This is a genomic window from Afipia sp. GW823-FHT06G09, assembly GCF_058794875.1.
Map to the genome: position 1 here is coordinate 128,137 of NZ_JBXAHF010000006.1, position 19,222 is coordinate 147,358.

25 protein-coding genes are annotated in these 19,222 nt (G+C 63.5%); 17 read left to right on the plus strand and 8 right to left on the minus strand.

Annotation, left to right across the window (positions count from 1 at the left end; all coding sequences use genetic code 11):
- Nucleotides 1-92 precede the first annotated feature (92 nt).
- The 3 genes from AC1Q67_RS23570 (at nt 93) to AC1Q67_RS23580 (ending at nt 1,670) form a co-directional block, all read left to right on the plus strand.
- On the plus strand, nt 93-404 hold the full coding sequence (locus tag AC1Q67_RS23570) for a transcriptional repressor TraM (protein WP_081758552.1): 312 nt from the start codon (nt 93-95) through the stop codon (nt 402-404).
- 369 nt (nt 405-773) lie between these two features.
- Nucleotides 774-1,397, plus strand: a complete 624-nt coding sequence (locus AC1Q67_RS23575) for an acyl-homoserine-lactone synthase (RefSeq protein WP_006023704.1) — start codon at nt 774-776, stop codon at nt 1,395-1,397.
- A gap of 27 nt (nt 1,398-1,424) precedes the next feature.
- Nucleotides 1,425-1,670 carry a hypothetical protein gene (locus AC1Q67_RS23580; protein WP_006023705.1) on the plus strand — a complete coding sequence of 82 codons (246 nt, stop codon included), beginning with the start codon at nt 1,425-1,427 and terminating at the stop codon, nt 1,668-1,670.
- A gap of 12 nt (nt 1,671-1,682) precedes the next feature.
- Here AC1Q67_RS23580 and AC1Q67_RS23585 read toward each other — a convergent pair whose 3' ends face one another.
- From AC1Q67_RS23585 to AC1Q67_RS23620, 8 genes are read right to left on the minus strand one after another with little or no spacing between them, the layout of a single operon-like run.
- On the minus strand, nt 1,683-2,372 hold the full coding sequence (locus tag AC1Q67_RS23585) for a hypothetical protein (RefSeq protein ID WP_006023706.1): 690 nt from the start codon (nt 2,370-2,372) through the stop codon (nt 1,683-1,685).
- Nucleotides 2,369-2,845 (minus strand): hypothetical protein, encoded by a 477-nt coding sequence (locus AC1Q67_RS23590; RefSeq protein WP_006023707.1) that lies wholly within the window; start codon nt 2,843-2,845, stop codon nt 2,369-2,371. Before AC1Q67_RS23590 ends, AC1Q67_RS23585 begins: the two co-directional genes overlap by 4 nt.
- 14 nt (nt 2,846-2,859) lie before the next feature.
- On the minus strand, nt 2,860-3,516 hold the full coding sequence (locus AC1Q67_RS23595; protein WP_006023708.1) for a hypothetical protein: 657 nt from the start codon (nt 3,514-3,516) through the stop codon (nt 2,860-2,862).
- A gap of 11 nt (nt 3,517-3,527) precedes the next feature.
- Complete coding sequence (locus tag AC1Q67_RS23600; RefSeq protein ID WP_006023709.1) at nt 3,528-4,079, minus strand: hypothetical protein; 552 nt, start codon at nt 4,077-4,079, stop codon at nt 3,528-3,530.
- Nucleotides 4,076-4,645, minus strand: a complete 570-nt coding sequence (locus AC1Q67_RS23605; RefSeq protein WP_244434414.1) for a thermonuclease family protein — start codon at nt 4,643-4,645, stop codon at nt 4,076-4,078. The genes AC1Q67_RS23600 and AC1Q67_RS23605 overlap by 4 nt, the downstream gene beginning before the upstream one ends.
- A gap of 4 nt (nt 4,646-4,649) precedes the next feature.
- Nucleotides 4,650-4,988: a single-stranded DNA-binding protein gene (locus AC1Q67_RS23610; protein WP_006023711.1), complete on the minus strand. Its 339-nt coding sequence runs from the start codon at nt 4,986-4,988 to the stop codon at nt 4,650-4,652.
- A 27-nt stretch (nt 4,989-5,015) separates the two neighbouring features.
- The gene (locus tag AC1Q67_RS23615; protein ID WP_006023712.1) at nt 5,016-5,618 is read right to left on the minus strand and encodes a thermonuclease family protein; all 603 of its coding nucleotides are present in this window, start codon (nt 5,616-5,618) and stop codon (nt 5,016-5,018) included.
- Nucleotide 5,619: 1 nt separating this feature from the next.
- Entirely contained in the window at nt 5,620-6,111 is a 492-nt protein-coding gene (locus AC1Q67_RS23620) for a hypothetical protein (RefSeq protein WP_006023713.1), read from the minus strand.
- 133 nt (nt 6,112-6,244) lie between these two features.
- Between AC1Q67_RS23620 and AC1Q67_RS23625 the strand changes: the two genes are divergently transcribed.
- The 14 genes from AC1Q67_RS23625 to AC1Q67_RS23690 all read left to right on the plus strand — a co-directional run bounded on the left by AC1Q67_RS23625 (nt 6,245) and on the right by AC1Q67_RS23690 (nt 19,150).
- Nucleotides 6,245-6,910 (plus strand): lytic transglycosylase domain-containing protein, encoded by a 666-nt coding sequence (locus tag AC1Q67_RS23625; protein WP_244434412.1) that lies wholly within the window; start codon nt 6,245-6,247, stop codon nt 6,908-6,910.
- 13 nt (nt 6,911-6,923) lie between these two features.
- Entirely contained in the window at nt 6,924-7,226 is a 303-nt protein-coding gene (locus AC1Q67_RS23630) for a TrbC/VirB2 family type IV secretion system protein (RefSeq protein ID WP_006023715.1), read from the plus strand.
- A complete protein-coding gene (locus AC1Q67_RS23635; protein WP_006023716.1) occupies nt 7,223-7,519 on the plus strand; it encodes a VirB3 family type IV secretion system protein in 297 nt (98 codons plus the stop codon). The genes AC1Q67_RS23630 and AC1Q67_RS23635 overlap by 4 nt, the downstream gene beginning before the upstream one ends.
- A 7-nt stretch (nt 7,520-7,526) precedes the next feature.
- On the plus strand, nt 7,527-9,938 hold the full coding sequence (locus tag AC1Q67_RS23640) for a VirB4 family type IV secretion/conjugal transfer ATPase (protein WP_006023717.1): 2,412 nt from the start codon (nt 7,527-7,529) through the stop codon (nt 9,936-9,938).
- Entirely contained in the window at nt 9,935-10,828 is an 894-nt protein-coding gene (locus AC1Q67_RS23645; protein ID WP_006023718.1) for a hypothetical protein, read from the plus strand. The genes AC1Q67_RS23640 and AC1Q67_RS23645 overlap by 4 nt, the downstream gene beginning before the upstream one ends.
- A gap of 11 nt (nt 10,829-10,839) precedes the next feature.
- Entirely contained in the window at nt 10,840-11,550 is a 711-nt protein-coding gene (locus tag AC1Q67_RS23650) for a type IV secretion system protein (RefSeq protein WP_006023719.1), read from the plus strand.
- A 77-nt stretch (nt 11,551-11,627) separates the two neighbouring features.
- The gene (locus tag AC1Q67_RS23655) at nt 11,628-11,819 is read left to right on the plus strand and encodes a hypothetical protein (RefSeq protein ID WP_006023720.1); all 192 of its coding nucleotides are present in this window, start codon (nt 11,628-11,630) and stop codon (nt 11,817-11,819) included.
- Nucleotides 11,820-11,836: 17 nt separating this feature from the next.
- Nucleotides 11,837-12,013 (plus strand): hypothetical protein, encoded by a 177-nt coding sequence (locus AC1Q67_RS23660; RefSeq protein ID WP_024921632.1) that lies wholly within the window; start codon nt 11,837-11,839, stop codon nt 12,011-12,013.
- An 8-nt stretch (nt 12,014-12,021) separates the two neighbouring features.
- Entirely contained in the window at nt 12,022-13,152 is a 1,131-nt protein-coding gene (locus AC1Q67_RS23665; protein WP_006023721.1) for a TrbL/VirB6 family protein, read from the plus strand.
- On the plus strand, nt 13,149-13,862 hold the full coding sequence (locus AC1Q67_RS23670; RefSeq protein ID WP_006023722.1) for a VirB8 family type IV secretion system protein: 714 nt from the start codon (nt 13,149-13,151) through the stop codon (nt 13,860-13,862). The genes AC1Q67_RS23665 and AC1Q67_RS23670 overlap by 4 nt, the downstream gene beginning before the upstream one ends.
- Nucleotides 13,859-14,662 carry a P-type conjugative transfer protein VirB9 gene (gene virB9 / locus AC1Q67_RS23675; RefSeq protein ID WP_006023723.1) on the plus strand — a complete coding sequence of 268 codons (804 nt, stop codon included), beginning with the start codon at nt 13,859-13,861 and terminating at the stop codon, nt 14,660-14,662. The genes AC1Q67_RS23670 and virB9 overlap by 4 nt, the downstream gene beginning before the upstream one ends.
- Nucleotides 14,663-14,668: 6 nt before the next feature.
- The gene (gene virB10, locus AC1Q67_RS23680) at nt 14,669-16,015 is read left to right on the plus strand and encodes a type IV secretion system protein VirB10 (protein ID WP_006023724.1); all 1,347 of its coding nucleotides are present in this window, start codon (nt 14,669-14,671) and stop codon (nt 16,013-16,015) included.
- Entirely contained in the window at nt 15,978-17,015 is a 1,038-nt protein-coding gene (virB11, locus tag AC1Q67_RS23685) for a P-type DNA transfer ATPase VirB11 (protein ID WP_006023725.1), read from the plus strand. The genes virB10 and virB11 overlap by 38 nt, the downstream gene beginning before the upstream one ends.
- Nucleotides 17,012-19,150: a type IV secretory system conjugative DNA transfer family protein gene (locus tag AC1Q67_RS23690; protein ID WP_006023726.1), complete on the plus strand. Its 2,139-nt coding sequence runs from the start codon at nt 17,012-17,014 to the stop codon at nt 19,148-19,150. The genes virB11 and AC1Q67_RS23690 overlap by 4 nt, the downstream gene beginning before the upstream one ends.
- Nucleotides 19,151-19,222: the final 72 nt, after the last annotated feature.

The following is a 19,222-nucleotide window of genomic DNA, read 5'->3' on the forward strand; positions in this document are numbered from 1 at the left end:
GTCTAGCACGGTTTCGAACTCCCCGATCACCAAGAGTCAGAGAGGGTTCGTTTGCGGGGGCGTACCGCAGGCACCTCCCCACGGAGGATCGAGTGATCAGGGCCAAGGCGCGAGGGCGCACTTCTCTTGAATCGCGCACGATTGAGGCTCATCGCGCCTATGTGCAGGCGTTGGTGGAGTGGGAACGGGTTTTTCACCTCGGCACCTGCTCGGTCTGCCGCCCCGAGGGTCTCACCGACGAAGAGCACGGCATCCAGTGCGAATTGGCCGAGGCGCAAAAGGAGCGGCGGCGGATGACTTTTCGGGAACGCTGCGACGAACTGGGCTACATGCCGTCAGGGGCAAAAACCTCGCTTCCTCTTCACGCGTCTTGTGGAGCGGTTCCGCGAAGACGAAAGAATTGATTGGCGCAAAGAACGGGGCCGTGGTGCAAAATCTGGCTTTGTGATGCCCCGGCGTAGCGTTATTGGCTAGCGCCGTGTTTATTCGGCGGGTTTCATGGTCGAAATCTTAGCACGACCAGAAGCGGATCAAGAACAAAGGCAGATGACCTGGCGACCTTTATAGCGATGATAGTGTCGCCGCGATCGCACCTGAGCTAAGTCCGCCGAAGAGTCGCCGTACTAATAGGCGTTTCGTTTTTTCATTTATTGAAATATCTCCAAGAACAGACAATGCGCGCGCTAGTCTGATTGCAATGGACCTTTGTGCCCATACCGCGCTGGCGATGGACATGACCAACTCGGCTCTGTCATCTGGTCGAGGTGCATTTCATGCTGATGGTCATTCCAGGCTCGGACGTCGGTCGATACGAGACATTGATGGACCGCGCCTTTCGGTTTCGGCATTCAATTTTTGTCGAAGAAAAGGGCTGGGAGGAACTGCGCCAGCCGGGCGGTCGCGAGCGCGATCGATTCGACGATCGGCATGCAATCCATCACATCTGTCTGCGCGACGAGGAGATCGTCGGCTATCAGCGGCTGTTACCAACCACTCGCCCGCATTTATTGAGCGATGTGTTGACGGATCTGTGCCGGCACACGCCGCCACGCGGCGAACATGTGTTCGAGTGGACACGCTTCAGCGTTGCGCGTAGCTATCGCGAACACCGACCGCGCGGTGACAGTCCCTTTCTCGAACTCGCCCAAGGCGTCGTCGAATGGGGCATTGAGCATCAGGTTGACACAGTCACGGTCGCGATCGACTGGCGGTTGATGTTAATCGCGATGCAATTGCGGTTCTTCGTCCGATCACTCGGTTTTCCCCAGCGTATTGGCCGCGACGAAGTTATTGCCCTGCGCATGTCCTTCAACCGCGAGACCCTTGAAACAATCCGGGCCGCACGAGGCTCCAACGAGTCGGTGCTGCCGATGTCTAACTGGCCGTCAGTTGCGTGATGGTCCGTATCAGCATGGAGTTATTCTATGATAAGAACTGCGGATACCAAGATCATCGCTCACGAACTTCACGCCCGATATGAACATTCGCGGGCGGTGACGCTGATCGGTCGCACCTTGCAAAAAGCTTTGTTCGCCGGGCGCTCCGACGAGGTTGTGTTTTGGGCCATGGTTCATGCTCATTATCGTGGCGGAGATCTCTGTTCCTCGACCGAGGAGGAACTCAATTATTTTGCTCCCTGGATCATCCGCGACCCTTCCGAGAAAAACTGATCTGGGCGGTACCTAGACGTCTGTCGGATTGACGATGATCGACGCTGTCGATGGCGGTGGCGGATTGGCGGCTATACCGGTCGAGGTCGGAAAATCGCCCGGCCCGGTCGGCGTCTGCTGGCAAACCGCCGACTGGTCTCCGGTAAAGCAGGAGGCGTCATATCCGGCGCCGCGGATGAGGTAGCTGCACACGCTTACCCCGTTGCCATCCTTGACGTTGCGGGCATTGCAGTCGCCGCTCGCAGCGTAGTTCGCGAGCTTCCCGCGCTGGCCGCAGCCGAACTGGCAGGCCATGAGGATGGAAGATTGGTCGATCGTGGCGCAGTGGCCGCCGTAACATACCTGCTGTCCGATCAGCGAGGTCATGCCGTTACTCTGCGCCTTCGACCACTCATTCTGTTCGTACCGGGTCCAGGCGGCGACCTGGGCGGAGGGATCGTCGAGAAAGCTTTGCGCGCTGCCGCTGTAATAGCGTTCGAAGGTGCCGGGGCAAAATTGGAATGCTCCGAGGCAGCCGAACTGATTTGTGGTGCCGAAATTTCCTTCGCTGCTGGACACTTTCGCAGCGAAATCCGCACAGTTCGACGGGATGCCCGCCGCAGTAAGATTGGCGGCTGATTCTCCGGCGAACGCTGCCGCCCCCGACAGACACAGCAGGAGACCCGCATCGGCCAGGATGCCGCGAACAGCGCGCGCTGTCATGGCTTGCCCTCCGGAATCGCAAAGGTGAAATCGCCGTTGACGAGCGTCTTCCCGTCGTCGGTCAACGCGAAGGGACGCTGTGCGAACGCCGCCTGCGCCTTGTCGGCGGCCATCGCGGCGAAGCGCGGATCATCAGGAGGCACGATCTGATGCATCATATCGTCGACCAGGACGGTCGGCTGCTGATGGGGGGCGACGCGCACAAGGCGGGTAGGGCAGGTGCCGGATGTGCAGTCGTCGTTCCAAATCTGCGAGATCAAGAAGTCGCCGCGCGGCGTGCGCAATTCATATTCGTGAATGGTCACGGTGCCGGACGAGCCGGCCGCGAGCGCATCACCCGTCCAGACCTTGTCGGGGTCCTGGGTCACGTTGCGATACGAGGTCTTGTAGCTGAAAGCCGCGTCGGCCGCGGCTGCTGGCACCGCGCCGACAAGGGCGGTCGCAGCAAGCAGACAGATCATCCGAAAGTGCATTTCTATTGTTCTCCTCAATCAGCGTCGCGGCGGTTCAGCGGCACATCCAGCGAGCAGCCGTCGACAGCGTTATGGTTGACGATCATGCCCGTCTTCAACGTCCGGTTCGGAACGTCGTAGGATGCATAGGCCGCGGACACCGTCGGATCGGGCGATGCGCCTGGCTCAAGCTCAAGGAAGCAAGCGCGGCCGCCCTCGAGAGTGCGCACCTGGATCCCCTCGTAAATCGCAATCCGCATGGGGCAGAGCTTCACCGTCGCGCGCGCCTGCGGCACTGCGGTCTTGATCGTGCATCCAATCGCCGTGTTGAGGATACTGAGGACAACGGAACGACCGCGGCTCCAGATGACGAAATGGGCTTCGGTGACGGGCGCATTGCCGCCCGCGAAGCGATGATCCCCACGCTGCCGATAGCCTTGGTTGTTGCGTTCGATCGCGTCCTTCCAGATGTCGGTGTAGGTGGCGGTCGCGCGAGAGGGCAGCTGAAGATCCGCATATGCCATCGGTCGCCACGTCCCCGGATCGGGCGTCACCGTTTGCGCGCGGGCTTGGGTGTTCATCATCCCTGCGATCCCCATCGCCAGGACAAAAATGGCAGAGCTGCGAAAGGCCGGCGATGTGCCTTTAATACAACATCTAATATAATGACTCAACTGCCTTGCCGCGCGCATTGTGCCGCCTGCTATTCGTAGCGGTCGCGGCCGGGCAGCCACCGCCAGAAATCCTTCGGCGAACGCTCCCGATTGCGCCATGGCACCACGCTGCGCGGCGGGTAGACGGGCTGCATGTTCCAGACGTCGCCGTAGTAATAAAAATTTACCGCTTCGCGGCGAAGGCGACGGCCACTGCCGTCCAGAAAATCCGTCGCGCAATGGACGACGGGACCGCGGTAGCGGATCACACGGGCGGTTTGTTCGTCCAGCGCGCCCGGCTTGCACCCGAACAGCCACACCGATGCGGGGAAGTTGCCTTCCCGGGCAGAGCCGGCGAGAAGCCGACGATAGGCCGCGTTCGCCTCCGGCTGGGTCGGATAGGGAAAACGCTCGGTAAGGATGGGGGCAAACGTCGACCGATCGGGGGCATATTCCAGACGGCCGGGCTTGACGGCGGCGGGGGTGTACATCGGTTCGCGCGCGGGCGGCCCATAGTCCGTCACCGGCCATGGCTGCGGCGCGGCGCAGGCTGACAGCACGAGCATGATGGGAAGAGAGAGAACGACGGCGGTACGGCTCATGGCGTTGCCTCGAACCGGGCGAGCGGCGGCGCGGCCGGGCGTTTGGCACGCCACTCCCAGGGCATCTGGAATGTACTCGACCAGAGCCCCCGATAGGCTTTGCGCGCGTCCTGCTCGGCTTGGACGTAGGCACGGATCGCCGGGTCCCTGTCCGTTCCGGGGAGCGCTACGGCGATGCCGGCGCGCAACATATCGGCAGCGATGTCGGGATGGCCCGCCGTGGCGCACCGCACCAGGTGCTCTGACGCCTCGTCCCGCAATGTCCTGCAGGCGAGCCAGGCGTTGAGGGTCGCCGTGACGAGCCACGATGTCGCCATCGTGCCGCACGGCCAGGGCTGCCTGCCCAAGCGCGCGGTCTGCTCCGGCGCGCAGGTATCAATGCCGTAGAGCCGGTAGGCCGCGCCCGTCTCGATATCGCGGAACCGCACCCCATTGATGACCTCGACCCGCAGCGGCGGCGATTGAAGCGGCAGCTGCGGCGCGTAAATGCCCTCGTTCCGATCGGCCGGCTGCGCGCCAGCCTTGGTTGTCGTCGCGGCCGCCAGGAGCGAGATGGCGAGAAACACGGTGTCACGCCGCGGCATCGTCGCGCGCACCGAGATCGAGCTTGTGGAAGACGTTGGCGATGATGTCGGTCGTGTAGATCGTCTCGCCGTCCTTCTTGTAGGAGCCGTCGGCGATGCGGCATTCGGCATAGACCGGATCGCCTTTCGCGACATTGGCGATGACCCAGGCCGCGGCTTTTTCATTGAGGACGCTGACCGTTACCCAGTCGGTCTCCTCGTGCCGCTCGCCCTTGGCGTCAGTCCACCCGCGGTCGGTCGCGATGTGGATCTTGGCGGATTTGTTAAACGCCTTCGGCGCCTGCCCGACAAAGCCACGGACGATGAAGAGATTTGTGGTTCGCATGGTCGCTCCTCGTGCTGACGTTGAGTCCTATGGGGTCGCTGGGTTTGCTCCTGGCATCCCGGACGCGGGAGCAGGCGAAGCCTGCCGCAGGGCGCGCAGAATGATCGCGTTCGGATCGGGGAGGTCGGCGAACGCCCACAATCCCGCCTTGGATCTCTGGGCGACAAGCTGGGCCACGAAGTACGGCGCGTGAACCGGCTGGCCGTCCGGTTTGAGCGCGGCGAAGGCGAAGCCGGTTGAAATCAGAGCTGTGCCGAGATCGATGCGTGAGCCCGCCGCGGCGCCCTTGCTCGGGCTGGCTAGGCAGAACACGAAGACGGTTCGCAGCTGCGGCGATTCGGCCGCGTCGTAGCACTGCGGTCTGAGATCGCGAACCAGTGCGACAAGCATGGCGAGCGAAGCCTCGCCGCAGTCGCGTTTGAGGCCGTGGCCGTTGGTGAAGCTCGTGTCACGCAGGCAGGCCTGGACGCCATAAAGACGATAGGTCACGTCGCCGGCCGACCAGCTGTCGCCTGTCAGATAGATGGCGTCCGCTGGAACTGGAAACCAGGGCGACGCGGATTGCGCCGTTACCCTTGTTGCGGTGAGTGGCAGGGCCAGAATCGCGGCCATCAGCCATGCCCGGCCCATTCTAGTAGCCCTGCAGCGAGAAATAGAAGCGCTGCACGCCGTTGGCCGAGCTGATGTCGACGTAGTAGGGCTCGCTGCGGCGCTGGCGCGGCGTCGTCGGATAGGTCGTCGTGCAACCGCCATCGCTTCCTGAGCACATGCGCTCGGGCTTGGACAGATCGGCGCACAGCTCTCCGTTGGCGGATGGCGATGTTTCTCCGCCCGGCAAGCCTGCGACCGGTGTTAGGCCTACCGGACAGGCTTCGTAAGGCTCATAGCCCGGGCCGCTGGCATGCCCTTCAGAACAGGTTGGCCAGCCGCCGCCGCGGGCGAGCCGGCGAAACAGTTCCTGCATGACCGGCACGCAGTAGGGGATGCTGGACCATCCCGGATTGCTGGCCGCCGCGCACAGCAAGACCTTGCACCCGAACGAAGCGTCCTGCGCCGCCGCAGGTGGGGCGGGTTGCACGAGGCCGAGGCTGAGGCCGGCCAGCAGGACTGAGCAGCGTTTCATTCCATCCCTCCGGATCGAGCTGGGGACGTCATTCACTAACCTGTTGCCAAGGTAACAACATCTAATATATTGTCTATTGAAAAGTGGAGAGCCTAGGGGCATGTCGAAGCGAATCGCGGCGATCGGATTGGGGATGATGGTGGCCTGCGCCGGCGCAAACGCTCAGGACGCAGCGAACGTTTCGCACCTCGCGACCGTCGATGCCTCCGGCCGCGTCATTCCACTGGACACGCCGCGATTCCGCCTCGACGCGAATGAAGCGGCGCGGCCGTGCGGCGGCGCGAAGGCGATGGCGCCCGACGAGGCGCGAGCGCTGGTGGCACGCATCGCCACAGAGGAGAAGTTCTCGCCCGAATTCGCTCAGTCGGTGGCGAAGAGCGAAAGCCAGTACAACTCGATGGCGCTCTCCGGAAAGGGGGCGTTCGGCCTGATGCAGCTGCTTCCGCAGACCGCGCAGCGCTTCAACGTCGACCTCTGCAGCCCCGCCGATAACGTGCGCGGCGGCATCCGCTTCCTGCGCAGCCTCCAAGACAAATACAAGAACCCGTTCTTTATCCTCGCGGCCTACAACGCCGGCGAGGAAGCCGTCGCCAAGAGCCGTGGTGTTCCTCCCTATCCCGAGACCGTTCGGTTCGTCGCCCAAGTCATCAACGATTTCTACAGCTGGCCGGATCCTCGCGGCGCTGGCGCTCTCGCGTCCGCCCAGCCTGACGTCGTCGAACTCGCCACGCGGCCCGATGCGGCGCGTCCCCAAGCCGGAAGGCATTGGAACGATGGTTTCGTCATGCACGTCGATTGACAGGGAGGACTAGATGACTCGATGGATTTCGCGCACGCCCCTCGCTCTGAGCCTTGTGGCGCTCAGCGTCGTCGACGCCGCGGCACAGTCGGGCGGGACGCTGCAACCCGTGCAATCCACGCTCACGCAGTTGGTTCAGGCTTTGACAGGCCCGATCGCCACCGCGCTGGCGACACTGGCCGTCATCGCGTGCGGTCTGTTCGCCTGGTCCGGCCGTCTGACGTGGGGCATCGCCGGTAGCGTCATTTTCGGCATCGTTCTGGTGTTCGGCTCGGCGCAAATCGTCCAATTCTTCCAGTCGGCGGTCGGCCAATGACCGAAGCCGAGCTCGATGATCCGCTTATCACCCCGCTGGTCAAAGCCCTCACTCGCGCGCCGACGCTGATGGGCGTGCCGTATATGTACTTCATGTTCAACGGCGTGGTCTCGAGCGTGTGCTTCCTTGTCACCCACAATCTCTTCATGCTGCTGGTCGCGATTCCGCTCCATCTGTTCGGCTACGTGATGACTCTTCGCGACGACCGTATCTTCGAGATCCTGTTCGTCCGCTCGACAAGATGTCCGCCCCGCTCGCGCTCCTTCTGGGGCGCCGACAGCTACGCCCCGTGAGGCTGCCATGGTCGCCCGCGCCCTTCTCGACGAGCTCACCTTCGGCGCCGTGTCCCGCCGTGAGCGACCGGTGGCGTCGCACATTCCCTATACCCGCCACGTCGACGATCACATCCTCAAGACGCGAGACGGCCTGCTCCTCACGGTGTTGAAGCTCGACGGCTACTCGTTCGAGACATCCGACATGAGCGAGGTCAACGCCCGTCTGCTCGGCCGCAACGACATCGTCCGCACACTCGCCAACTCGCGCTTCGCGCTCGCCGCGCACATCGTCCGGCGCGAGGTGCAACCACGGATCGCGTCGACCTTCGACAACGCGTTGTGCCGCGAGATCGACGAGCGCTACGACGCCTCCCTGTCGAAGCGTCGAATGTTCGTCAACGACATCTATCTCACGATCGTGCGCCGTCCGCTCCAGGGCCAGGCCGGAACCTTCGACGTCCTGATGACGAAGGCTCTCGGCCGCAAGGACGAGGCCGGCGAGTCGGTGGCCATTCAGACCGCCCTCAACGAGCTGCGCGATGCCGCGACGGCGGTTCGCGAGAACCTGGCCGCCTATGGCGCGCGGCAACTCGGCGTGGTCCGGCGCGACGGCATCTGGTTCTCCGAGCCGCTGGAATTCCTCGTGCAGATCGTGAACGGCGGCCTACCGCGGCCGATGCATCTGCCCCGCATGGACCTTGCGGACGCGCTCTCGACGAAGCGTCTCTTCTTCGGCCGCAACGCCATCGAGATCCGCGGCGCCAGCCGCGACGACACGCGCTTCGGCGCGATGATTTCGATCCGCGAATATCCGGCGCAAAGTGGTCCCGGTTCGTTCGACAATCTCCTGCGGGTGCCGCACGAATTTATCGCCACCCAGACCTTCGCCATCGTCGATCGGCCGGTCGCCGCCAAGCAGATCGATCGCGTGTCGCGGCAAGTCGATATGTCCGACGAGGCCGGTTCGATCGTCGCGGAGCATCTTGACGAGGCCCGGGACGAATTGATGGCTTCCGAGGCGATCTATGGCGAGCACCACATGACGGTGATGTGCCTCGGCCGCGATCTCGCCGAGGTAGGCGCGGCCGTGACAGCGGCCGGTGCCGCGCTGACGGATCGGTCGGTGATCTGGGTGCGCGAAGACCTCAATTGCGAACCGGCGTTCTGGTCGCAGCTGCCGGGCAATTTCGCCTATATCGCCCGCAAGGCTGTGATCTCGTCGAAAAACTTCGCCGGCTTCGCCTCGCTGCACAACTATCCGAGCGGGCGCCCCGACGGCAACCACTGGGGCCCCGCAATCTCGGTCTTCGAGACAACGTCGCAGACGGCCTACTATTACAATCACCACGTTCGTGACATCGGCAACTTCACCGTCGTCGGGCCGACCGGGTCGGGCAAGACCGTGTTTCTATCGTTCATCGCGGCGCAGACGCAGCGCATCCAGCCGCGCCCCAAACTCGTCTTCGTCGACAAGGATCGTGGCGCTGAGATCTTTATTCGCGCTCTCGGCGGTCAATATGAAGCGCTCATTCCCGGCGAGCCCACCGGGTTCAATCCGCTGTCGCTGCCCGACTCGGCAGCGAACCGCGAGTTTCTGTACCAGCTGTTCGCCTTCATGCTGCGTCCGGCCAAGGGCGGCGATCTCAGCGCTTCCGAAGAGCAGGTGATCCGAAACGCAATCGCAGCGGCGCTTTCAGCGGGTCCGGACGGGCGGACGCTGAAGGCGTTCTCGACCTTGCTGCGCGGTCGCATCCGGGCGGGGGAGGGGGATCTCCTCGCGCGCTTGGAAAGCTGGATGCGGCCGGATCAGCGGGGCTGGCTGTTCAACAACGATGAGGACCAGTTCTCGATTTCGAGCATCTTCGGCTTCGACATGACGCGCGTCCTCGACGATCCCGTCATTCGCACCGCCGCGCTCATGTACATCTTCCACCGCACCGAGGAGTTGCTCACGGGCGATCCGGTGATGATCTTTCTTGATGAAGGCTGGCGGCTGCTCGACGACGAGGTCTTTGCCTTCTTCATACGCGATAAGCTGAAGACGATCCGCAAGCAGAACGGCATCATCGGCTTCGGCACGCAATCTGCGGCCGATATCGTCCGCTCACGCGCGTCCAACACGCTGATCGAGCAGACCAGCACCAACATCTTCTTTCCGAATCCCAAAGCCGACGACGAGAGCTATCGTCAGGCTTTCCGCCTTTCGGGCCGCGAGGTCGACTGGATTCGCAGCACCGTCCCCGAAAGTCGGTCCTTCCTGATCAAGCACGGCCGGGACAGCGTCGTGGCCCGGCTGAACCTGTCGAGCATGCCTGACCTCATCAAGGTGCTGTCCGGTCGGACCGAGACCGTGGCCGAGCTCGACGCGCTGCGCGCGCGCGTTGGCGACGATCCAGCGGTGTGGCTGCCGATCTTCCTGGGGAGAGACCCTTCATGAAGACCATCCTGATCATTGTCGCGGCGGCGGCTTTGGCCACCCAGGCGCACGCGGCCATCCCGGTCGACGACGCAGCACAGCTCAGCCAACATTCGTTGACAGCCAGCACGACGGTCAAACTCGTACCGGTGACGACGCAGCGCAAGGACGCCAATAGCGGCGTCAAATGCGCGGTGACCACGGGCAAGAAGGCCAACGTCACCGATCCGACCGTTAAGCCGCAGGCGGGCGCCGGAAGCCAGGCCCTTCGCTCCTATGCGCCGGACATGCCCGCCGCTCCCGATCCTGGGGCGCAAGGCGGCGCGCTGAACAGCCAGACATTGTTTCAATCGAGCGGCAATGTCGTTGCCGGTCTCGATGCCAGTCGCTCGACGCTTGGCGCCGCGCAGTCAGGGTTTCAGGTCGCGGGCCAGCAGGTCGGCACCGGCTCGACCGTGATGGCGGCGATGGACATGAACAGCGCGGCGCGGCTGCAGAACAACCTTGCCTGGAACGGCGTCATTGATTCGACGAACCTTTGGGTCACCGCCCTGAACGCGCTCAACCTCGCCAGAACGAGCGACATGAGCCGGGCGGCCGGGGGCATGCGGGCGGCGACGGTGATGGGGGGACGGCCCGCCTCCGGTCCGGTCTGTCCCGCGGGCATGATCGGGACCGGCTCGCCGACTGACCCTTGCCGGACGCCGACGGGATGCTCGACCACACCGCCGGGCACGAACCCCGACCCTGGATGCGTCAGCGCCCGCTACGTCGACACCGACGGCAACGTCATCTTTTACCTCGCACAGGCGCAAGGCACACCGACGAACGACAGCGCTTCGACCGGGCCCGGCTTGACCGTGGCCGACGTCGCCGCGGCGCTGGCCGCGATCAACAACGACACGCGCTAGGGAGGATTTTCATGCGCACCATCCTTGCCCTCATCGCCGTCATCGTGACCGCCCAATTGTCGCCAGCGTTGGCGCAAGTCCCGGTCATCGACAACGCCAACCTGCAAAAGGCCCAGGAGATCGCAACCAGCACCCAGAAGATCCTGACCGCCGATCAGCAGATCATGCAGTTCACCCAGAAGACGCTGCAAGCGGTGACGGGCGATCGCTCGTCCCAGGCGCAAGGAACGCTCGCACAAATGGCCCTCGGCGGCGGCTTCTCCATGGCGCAGGCGCCCTCCCTCGGATCGGTGATCTCGGGCGGGGCGCTGTCTTTCGCCGGCATGGGCTCGAATTCGCAGAACATCGTGTCGACTCTGATCAATGGCCTGCAGCTCGTACAGACGATCACCGGTCTCACCAGCGGCCAGAGCCACCCCGTGGACACGGCTTACAAGAGTTCCGTGAACGTCGCCGCTACGCTCTCGGGGCTCATCAACTCGACACAGAGCGCGGTGCAGCAGCGATCGAGCGCTTTCAAGCAGGGCGGCCAGCAGATCGGCCAGGCGCAGGATCTGAAAGGCAGCATCGATCAGAATACCCAGGTGCAGGTTCAGACCGGCCTGACGATCAATGAACTGAACGGGGTTGCGAACAATGCAGCCGCTGCGGCGAACCAGGCCAATCTCGATCGCATCGCGGCGGAGTCGGCCGCGGCGCGCGCCATGAAATTCACTCAGTAGCGGAGCGGGCGGCGAGCCGCGAAAAGCTTTCGCGCACGCCGCGCGGGACGGCGCAACACAACATCTGGGGGACCCCCATGTCGAAGGCCATTGTCATCGCGACAGCCGTGGTTGCGCTCGCCGTGGGCGTCGCGGTCGGACGCTACGCGCTCCGTCCATCCTCATGGCCGGCGACGAGCACCGCTGAAACGTCCCCCAACCGGAACGATGCCGCGGAATCCGCCTCGCGGGCCATGACATTCACGCAACCCAAGGCGCCGCCGCAGTGAGATCGGTATCGCTCCTCATGGCCAGCGTACTACTCACGCTCGCGCTCGGCGGCTGTGCCTATAAGCCGCTGAAAGCGCCGTGTTCACCCGACGAGGGCGGCGCGCCGCTGGCCTATGCGCAGCTCCCTCCCGCGCCGCCCGCTCGAGCCGCGGTTGAGGCCGTTGACGCCTGCGGCCCGATGCGGCCGATCTGAGGAGCGCGATGGCCAACAATTTCAATATCACTTCGCTACTGCAATCCGTCGACCAGCTTGGCCAGAATTACGTTTCGACGGCATATCAGGCCCTCGCGAACGCGGCGACATCGGGCGGGACAACCGGCGTCGCCGGTCTGCTCCTGACGCTTTACGTAATCTTCTGGGGCGTCGGGATCTGGCAGGGCACGGCCAGCGGCGGCCCGACGGATTATGCCTTCCGGCTCTTTCGCGCGATGATGATCTATGTCCTGGCGACCCGCTGGGGAGAATTCCAAACCTTCGTGTATACGATCCTGAATGACGGTCCTTCCGCCATCGGCAACGCGCTGCTGAGCGCCGTCACTTCCGCCAACAATACCGGCACCTCGGCCAATCTCACCTCGGTCAACGCCGTCCAGTCGGCCTTGCAGAACATGTGGGACACGACCAATAGCGCGACCGAGGCGTTTCTACAGAATGCCGGCATTACCAATTGGGGACCCTACATCTTCGCCGCCGTTTTCTACGTTGTCATGGCGATCCTGATCGGTTTCGCCATCTTCCTGATCGTGTTGTCGAAGATGTTCATGTGGCTTCTGCTTGCCCTGGCGCCGCTATTCATCATCCTGCTTCTGTTCGGCGTCACGTCGCGGTTCTTCAGCGGCTGGATGAGCTCACTCGCGCAGTATTTCCTTGTGCAGGTGCTCGTATACGCCTTCCTCGCCTTCTATGTCTCGCTGATCCAGCAATCGATCGACACGCTGAACGGCGTCGCCAACAGCAAGTCTGCCACATGGGCAACAATCGGACCGGTGGTGCTGCTCGCCATCATCGGCATCCTCCTGCTGAGCCAGATCAATAACATGGCGGCCGCTATCGCAGGTGGCGTCCCGATCTTCGCGCCCCGGCTCGGCGCGGTCCTGGCCACGGCCTCCGGCTACCGGATGGGGGCGGCCGCCAACCGAGCGCGCCTCGCCTTCCGCAATCCGTTCAACCCCGCTTCGATGGCGCGGCGGGAGGAGCTGGCCGCGCGGCAGAGAGCGCGCGTCGGCCTCCGCGCCGCGAGCTGGACGCAGTCCGCAGAGTTCCGTCGGCTCGCCGACCAACTCCGCAACTCCGGCGTACCGCCCGCGCAGAGCGGGGGAGGAAGACCGTGACGGATACCACGACCCAGTCCGACCGGGTTGATCCGCGCTATTATGCCGACGGCGCAACTTGGGAGCATGATATCGCCCGGCGCAACCGCAACTCGCGCGCGCTAGCCTGGATCGTCGCCACCGTGATGACCATGGTTGCCGTCACCGCGCTCGCCGTGCTGGCGCTCCTCGTGCCACTCAAGACCTACGAGCCTTATATGGTCGTCGTCGACAAAACGACGGGGTTCGTCGAGGTCAAGCGACCGACCGCGGAGGGACCGCTGACGCAGGACGAGGCGGTCACGATGTTCAATGTCGTGCGCTACATCAAAGCGCGCGAGACCTACGATCCGAAGGCGCTGAAGGATAATTTTGATCTCGCCCAACTCCTCGCCGCCGGAGACGCGGCGCGCGAACTCACCGAGATTTACTCGCCCGCCAATCCCAATAACCCGGTGAAGATCTACGGGACGAACACCGAGGTCAGCGTCACCATCAAGTCGGTGACCTTTCCGAACAACCGCACCGCTCTGGTCCGCTTCTCCACCGACGAAAAGTCGGCCACCAACATCGTGACTCGGCACTGGGTTTCTCTGGTGCGCTTCCGTTACACGTCCGCGCCCATGCGCAACGAATGGCGTTTCGACAATCCGCTGGGCTTCCAGGTGCTCGAATATCGGCGTGACCAGGAATCGGCGCCATCTCCGCGCAGCGTGGGGCAGCAGCCATGATGCGGCCGTCCGCTGTTGCGCTTCTTACCCTCTTACTGTCGACGGGCGCGGCGCTTGCCGAATCGACGCCGCGCCCCGGCCGCCTCGACCCGCGTGTGCGCGACGTCGTCTACAACCGGGACAACGTCACCGCAATCGACGCCACCTACGGCACGTCGACGATGATCCAGCTGCAGCCTGACGAAAAGATCGAGACGTTGGCGCTCGGCGATTCCATTGCCTGGCGCGTCGAGCCGAACCGAAAAGGCGACATCATCTTCATCAAACCCGTGGAGAAGAACGCGCAATCCAATCTCAACGTGGTGACCGACAAGCGAGTCTACTCGTTCCTGCTGCGCTCGAACACGCGCCCGCCATCGAATCAGATCTACGCCGTGCGGTTTCGCTTCCCGGATGACGAAGCCAGCGCCCGGCTGCTTGCCGAAGCCAAGGAGCGCGCCGCCAATCCGAACTTGAAAGCGCTCAACATCGCGAACGCCAACAGCAACTACGGCTACAAGGGGTCTTCCACCAACAAGCCGGTCGCCGTCTTCGACGACGGCACCAAGACCTGGTTTCGGTTCGAGGGCGAGACACCGGCGATCTTCATCGTCGACGCGGATCGCAATGAGAGCCTCGTCAATTTCCGGACAGAGGGACCCTATGTCGTCGTCGACAAGGTCTCCGCGCAATGGACCCTGCGCAACGGCCAGGAATCGACCTGCATCTTCAACCGCCGTCTGACCAACGTGCATGAGCCGACAGGCCTTGAGCCTTACGCGCCGCAGCGCGTGGGCACGGCCACCGCCTCGGGAGGTTGAGCGCGCATGCCGACGGCCGACGATTATCGTTCACTGGAGCTCGAGGCGGCCGCCGCCAGCTCTGTCGCCCGGGGGCGAACCGCTCTCGGCGGTTTCTTGAAGATCGCCATACCGCTTGGGGCGCTGGCGATTGCCGCCTGGCTCATCTACGGATCGCTGGCCCGCCGGACTCCCACTTTGACGACGCCGGACAAAGAAGAATTCACGACCACCCAGTTTCCGGCGCCGTCGCTTTCGACGCCCCGTCCCCAAACCGATCAGGGCACGATCGTCGTGCCGCCGGCGCCGCCCGAACCCGCTCCGCCTGCTCCTCCGGTCGCACCGCCCCTGGCGTTGCCGCCGCCGCCGGCACCGGAACCGCCCCTTGTCGCGGCACCGCCCAACGATGACGAGGCGCGGCGGCTCGCGGAGCTCGAGCGGCAACGCCAGGAGGAAGAGCGACGGCGCTGGGAGCGGCTGCGCGCGCCACAGGTGATCGCTGACAACGCCTCGGCGGCCGCCGCTACGAATGGCGAGGACGGACCTCGTGGTGCGGCAGGCAACGAAGACGATCCCAATAGGCGCTTCCTCGCATCGGTCTCCGCCGCAGGGGTCGAAGTGGCCCGCGCATCAAAGAACGACCGCATCGACGCGCTGGTGGCGCAGGGCACGCTGATCCGCGGCGTGCTGGAAACGGCCGTAGAGAGCGATCTGCCCGGCATGGTGCGAGCTGTCGTGACCGAGAATGTCTGGTCGTTCGACGGCCGACGCGTGCTTATTCCGTCGGGCAGCCGCCTGATCGGCGAGTATCGGTCCGGCATCGCCCAGGGCCAGACCCGGGTCTTCATCGTCTGGACCCGGATGTTGCGGTCCGACGGCGTGTCGGTGCAACTCGGTTCGAACGGCGCCGACGAGCTCGGCCGTGCCGGCAACGCTGGCTTCGTCGACAATCATTATCTCGAGCGCTTCGGCTCGGCGATCGTGCTGTCGCTGGTCGGCGGGGGAGCACAATTCCTCAGCGCATACGGACAAAACACCGACGGCTATGGCAACGGCACGGTCATCACGACCACCGACCCCGTGACCGGCGTCGTGACGCAGACCCAAACCGGCGTGAACCAGAACCAGCTTTCCCTGCAGGCCCGTCAGATCGCCGCACAGAACATTTCCCAAACTCTGACCAACATCGCTCAGGAGGCCCTGCGCAACTCGATCAACATTCCACCGACGATTTACCTCGACCAGGGAACGCGGATCATCGTGTTCGTGCGGCGCGATCTCGATTTCTCGGCACTGTATCCCGATCCGGTCAAGGAAGCCCTCAGGGAGCTGAAGCGTGAGCGTAGTGGCGCGAAGCCTGACGGTCTTCATTGATCGCGCGCTGGAGCCGATCCGACCTTGGCTCGAGGACGATCAGGTCGTCGAGATCTGCGCCAATGGGCCTGGGGAAGTCTGGGTCGAACGGTTTGGACAATCGGCGATGGAAAGGCACGAGGTGCCAGCGCTCAGCGAACACGCGATCCGCCACTTGGCCGAGCGCGTCGCGGGTCATTCGGGGCAAAGCGTCAACGAAGAACATCCGCTTCTGTCCGCGGCCTTGCCAACGGGGGAGCGCTTCCAAGGCGTCATTCCCCCAGCGACGACCTCGGGCGGTGCGTTTGCCATCCGCAAGCAGGTCATCAAGGAGATGCGGCTCGACGATTATCGCCGCATGGGATCGTTCGACAAGGTCGCGATGACCGAAGAGGGCGCCTTGTCCGACGTCGATCGCCGCCTGTGCGAGCATCTCGACGCGGGCCGCATCGAGGACTTTATCAAGCTGGCCGTTGTCAGTCGATATTCGATCCTGCTTTCGGGAGGGACAAGCTCCGGAAAGACGACGTTCCTGAACGCGATACTCAAGGAAGTGCCGGCCGACGAGCGCATCATCACGATCGAGGACACGCGTGAGGTCAATCCGATCCAGAAGAACTTCCTTCCCTTGGTGGCCTCGAAGGGGGACCAGGGCGAAGCCCGAGTTACGGTCGAAATGCTCCTGCAGGCTTCCATGCGGCTGCGTCCGGACCGCATTTTTCTCGGCGAGATCCGCGGCGCCGAAGCCTATTCGTTTCTGCGCGCGATCAATACGGGACATCCCGGCAGCATCACGACGGTCCATGCGGACAGTTCGGCCGGCGCCTTCGAACAGCTGGCGCTGATGGTGATGCAGGCCGGGCTTGGTCTGCGGCGTGACGAGATCATCGCGTACATCAAGTCCGTTCTTCCGATCGTGGTTCAACAAACCAAGGTTGGCGGCTGGCGCGGCACATCCGAGATCTATTTCTCGCGCATGCCCGACTGGCGACGCGAGCACGCCGCGAGGTATGACCGATGAGCCGCATCATCGCATTCCGCATCGGCATCGGGCTGCTCGTGCTTCTGGCGTTCTGCTTGTTGTGGAGCCTGGCGTATGAGGTGGTGGTCGCGCTGCGCTGGGCGCCCCACCGGTTCCCGAGCGAGGGCGCCAGCCGCTGGGCGCTGTTCGCGATGCAGAATGCCGACCGCTCCGCCGACTTTTTCCTGGTGGCATGGCGTCATTTTTATGAGCGGCTGGTCTATCCGCCGACGCGCGCCGAGGCACTCATCCGTGCCGGATACGCCGCCGCCGCAGTGGTCGCCCTTGGCCTGGCCGGCGCGCTCTTCGCCTACATCAACCGTCGACAGATGCCGTACGGCGCGGCTCGCTTCGGCAATCTGATGGAAGCGGCGAAGCGGGGTTTGACCAGCAAACGTGGAATCGTCCTCGGATTGCTCAGTGGTGTCACCATCCGTTCCGACGAACCTGCGCATATCCTCGTGGTCGGACCATCGCGGTCCGGCAAAGGGACGGGCTTCGTCCTGCCCAATGGTTATGTGTGGCAAGGTTCGGCAGTCTTCTTCGACCCGAAGCGCGAGAACTTCGAGGCCCTCGCCAACCATCGCACGGCGATGGGCAATAAGGTTTTCATGTTCTCGCCGGGATCGAACGACACACACCGCTACAATCCTCTCGACTTCGTGCGCCGCGACGAGCGCATGGCTACCGACTGTCTCGTGGTCGCCTCCTTCGTCATTCCAGAAAAGGCCGACGACACTTGGGCCGGCGCCGGTCGGCTCTTGCTCTCCGCCCTGATCGGCTATGTGCTTTCCTCGCCGCTGATCGAGGGCGCTCAGCACATGCGCACGGTGGCCCGTATGACGACCACCGGGAAGGACATCTCGACGGTGCTGCGGGCCATCGTCCGCACCGAGCGACAAAATCTGCCGACATGGGTGGTCGACAGCTTCAATCAATACATCGCGCTCGAGCCGGAGACGCGCAACAGCGCGGTCTTCAACGTCAACATGGCGATGAGCCTTTGGAACAACGGTCTCATCTCGGCCGCGACGGAAACCTCGGACTTCGACATCCGGGAGCTGCGGCGCACGCCGATGACAATCTTCATCGGATGCACGATCGCCGAGCTTTCAATCTTCCGGCCGCTCATTCGCATCTTGTTCCAGCAAATCCACGACCTTCTAATGGTCAAGATTCCCGGCGACGACGAGCCGCATCAGGTTCTGCTGATGCTCGACGAGTTCTATCACGTCGGCCGAATGGATTCGCTGATTTCCAAGATCACGATCAGCGCCGGATATGGCTTCCGGATGGCAATCGTCATGCAGGACCTCGCGCAGCTCGACGAGCTTTACGGCAAGAACACCCGCATCACCACAGTCTCTGGCTCGCAGATCAAGCTGTTCATCCAGATCAACGATCTTGAGACTTCGGACTTCGTTTCCGAAATGCTTGGTGAGACCACGCAGGTCTATAAGACGCCGATCCAGCGGCCGGGCCAGGGCATCTTCGCGCCCCGAGTCTGGTCGCCGCACTACACACCGCGCCCCCTGCGCAGCCCGCTCGAGCTACGGGAAATGTCGGCGCGCCTTTCCATCTTGATGGTAAAAAATTCTCCGTCGTTCGAGCTGACCAAGATCAGGCACTACTTGGACAAGCCATATCGCGGCTATTACGAGCGCGCGAGAAGCGTCCCGCCGCCTCTGCCCAGATTGCGGGTCTGGCAGGATGAATCCCTTCAGGGAGCGATTAACCCCGGTCCCGACACGTCACATCTGGAGCCAACGGAGGCGGCCGCTGCCCGCGCACCGGCGCGATCTGGCAAAGTCTCGCCCCGCCGGCCGGCTCAAACCAGTGCGCCGAAGGCGAAGAGGCCCAGCGCCGCCGCAAAGGAAGCCCGTGCGCCCCTTGTTCTGACCACGGCGCCGGCGCCGGCGCCGCAGCCCCGCAAGGCTCTCGAGCTCGGCGCTGGCCCCCCCGCTCCCTCAGGAGAGACCTGCAATGTGCGGGATATCCTTGCTGCGGCGAGGCGGGACGAGGCTGACGATTTCGCGGCAATGATCAATATCGTAGTAGACGCACCTGGACCCAGACTTCGCCAGGCAGAGCAGACCCTTAAAGATCTACATAGTGAGTTCGGAGAAGAGCGCTGAGGCTTTGAGGCGGCTAGAGAGCGCGCCGCGAGGGACGCTAGATGCTTCTAAGAGCCCGCGCAGCTACAGTCT

Coding starts and splice junctions, on each gene's coding strand:
- AC1Q67_RS23600 (WP_006023709.1), bottom strand. CDS start 4,079: ATGAGCCGTACCGCCGTCGTTCTCTCTCTTCCCATCATGCTCGTGCTG.
- AC1Q67_RS23690 (WP_006023726.1), top strand. CDS start 17,012: ATGAGCCGCATCATCGCATTCCGCATCGGCATCGGGCTGCTCGTGCTT.
- AC1Q67_RS23595 (WP_006023708.1), bottom strand. CDS start 3,516: ATGCGCGCGGCAAGGCAGTTGAGTCATTATATTAGATGTTGTATTAAA.
- AC1Q67_RS23625 (WP_244434412.1), top strand. CDS start 6,245: ATGATGGTGGCCTGCGCCGGCGCAAACGCTCAGGACGCAGCGAACGTT.
- AC1Q67_RS23650 (WP_006023719.1), top strand. CDS start 10,840: ATGCGCACCATCCTTGCCCTCATCGCCGTCATCGTGACCGCCCAATTG.
- AC1Q67_RS23660 (WP_024921632.1), top strand. CDS start 11,837: ATGGCCAGCGTACTACTCACGCTCGCGCTCGGCGGCTGTGCCTATAAG.
- AC1Q67_RS23590 (WP_006023707.1), bottom strand. CDS start 2,845: ATGCACTTTCGGATGATCTGTCTGCTTGCTGCGACCGCCCTTGTCGGC.
- AC1Q67_RS23635 (WP_006023716.1), top strand. CDS start 7,223: ATGACCGAAGCCGAGCTCGATGATCCGCTTATCACCCCGCTGGTCAAA.
- AC1Q67_RS23610 (WP_006023711.1), bottom strand. CDS start 4,988: ATGCGAACCACAAATCTCTTCATCGTCCGTGGCTTTGTCGGGCAGGCG.
- AC1Q67_RS23620 (WP_006023713.1), bottom strand. CDS start 6,111: ATGAAACGCTGCTCAGTCCTGCTGGCCGGCCTCAGCCTCGGCCTCGTG.
- AC1Q67_RS23630 (WP_006023715.1), top strand. CDS start 6,924: ATGACTCGATGGATTTCGCGCACGCCCCTCGCTCTGAGCCTTGTGGCG.
- AC1Q67_RS23585 (WP_006023706.1), bottom strand. CDS start 2,372: ATGACAGCGCGCGCTGTTCGCGGCATCCTGGCCGATGCGGGTCTCCTG.
- AC1Q67_RS23580 (WP_006023705.1), top strand. CDS start 1,425: ATGATAAGAACTGCGGATACCAAGATCATCGCTCACGAACTTCACGCC.
- AC1Q67_RS23645 (WP_006023718.1), top strand. CDS start 9,935: ATGAAGACCATCCTGATCATTGTCGCGGCGGCGGCTTTGGCCACCCAG.
- AC1Q67_RS23615 (WP_006023712.1), bottom strand. CDS start 5,618: ATGGGCCGGGCATGGCTGATGGCCGCGATTCTGGCCCTGCCACTCACC.
- AC1Q67_RS23575 (WP_006023704.1), top strand. CDS start 774: ATGCTGATGGTCATTCCAGGCTCGGACGTCGGTCGATACGAGACATTG.
- AC1Q67_RS23655 (WP_006023720.1), top strand. CDS start 11,628: ATGTCGAAGGCCATTGTCATCGCGACAGCCGTGGTTGCGCTCGCCGTG.
- AC1Q67_RS23665 (WP_006023721.1), top strand. CDS start 12,022: ATGGCCAACAATTTCAATATCACTTCGCTACTGCAATCCGTCGACCAG.
- AC1Q67_RS23640 (WP_006023717.1), top strand. CDS start 7,527: ATGGTCGCCCGCGCCCTTCTCGACGAGCTCACCTTCGGCGCCGTGTCC.
- virB9 (WP_006023723.1), top strand. CDS start 13,859: ATGATGCGGCCGTCCGCTGTTGCGCTTCTTACCCTCTTACTGTCGACG.
- virB10 (WP_006023724.1), top strand. CDS start 14,669: ATGCCGACGGCCGACGATTATCGTTCACTGGAGCTCGAGGCGGCCGCC.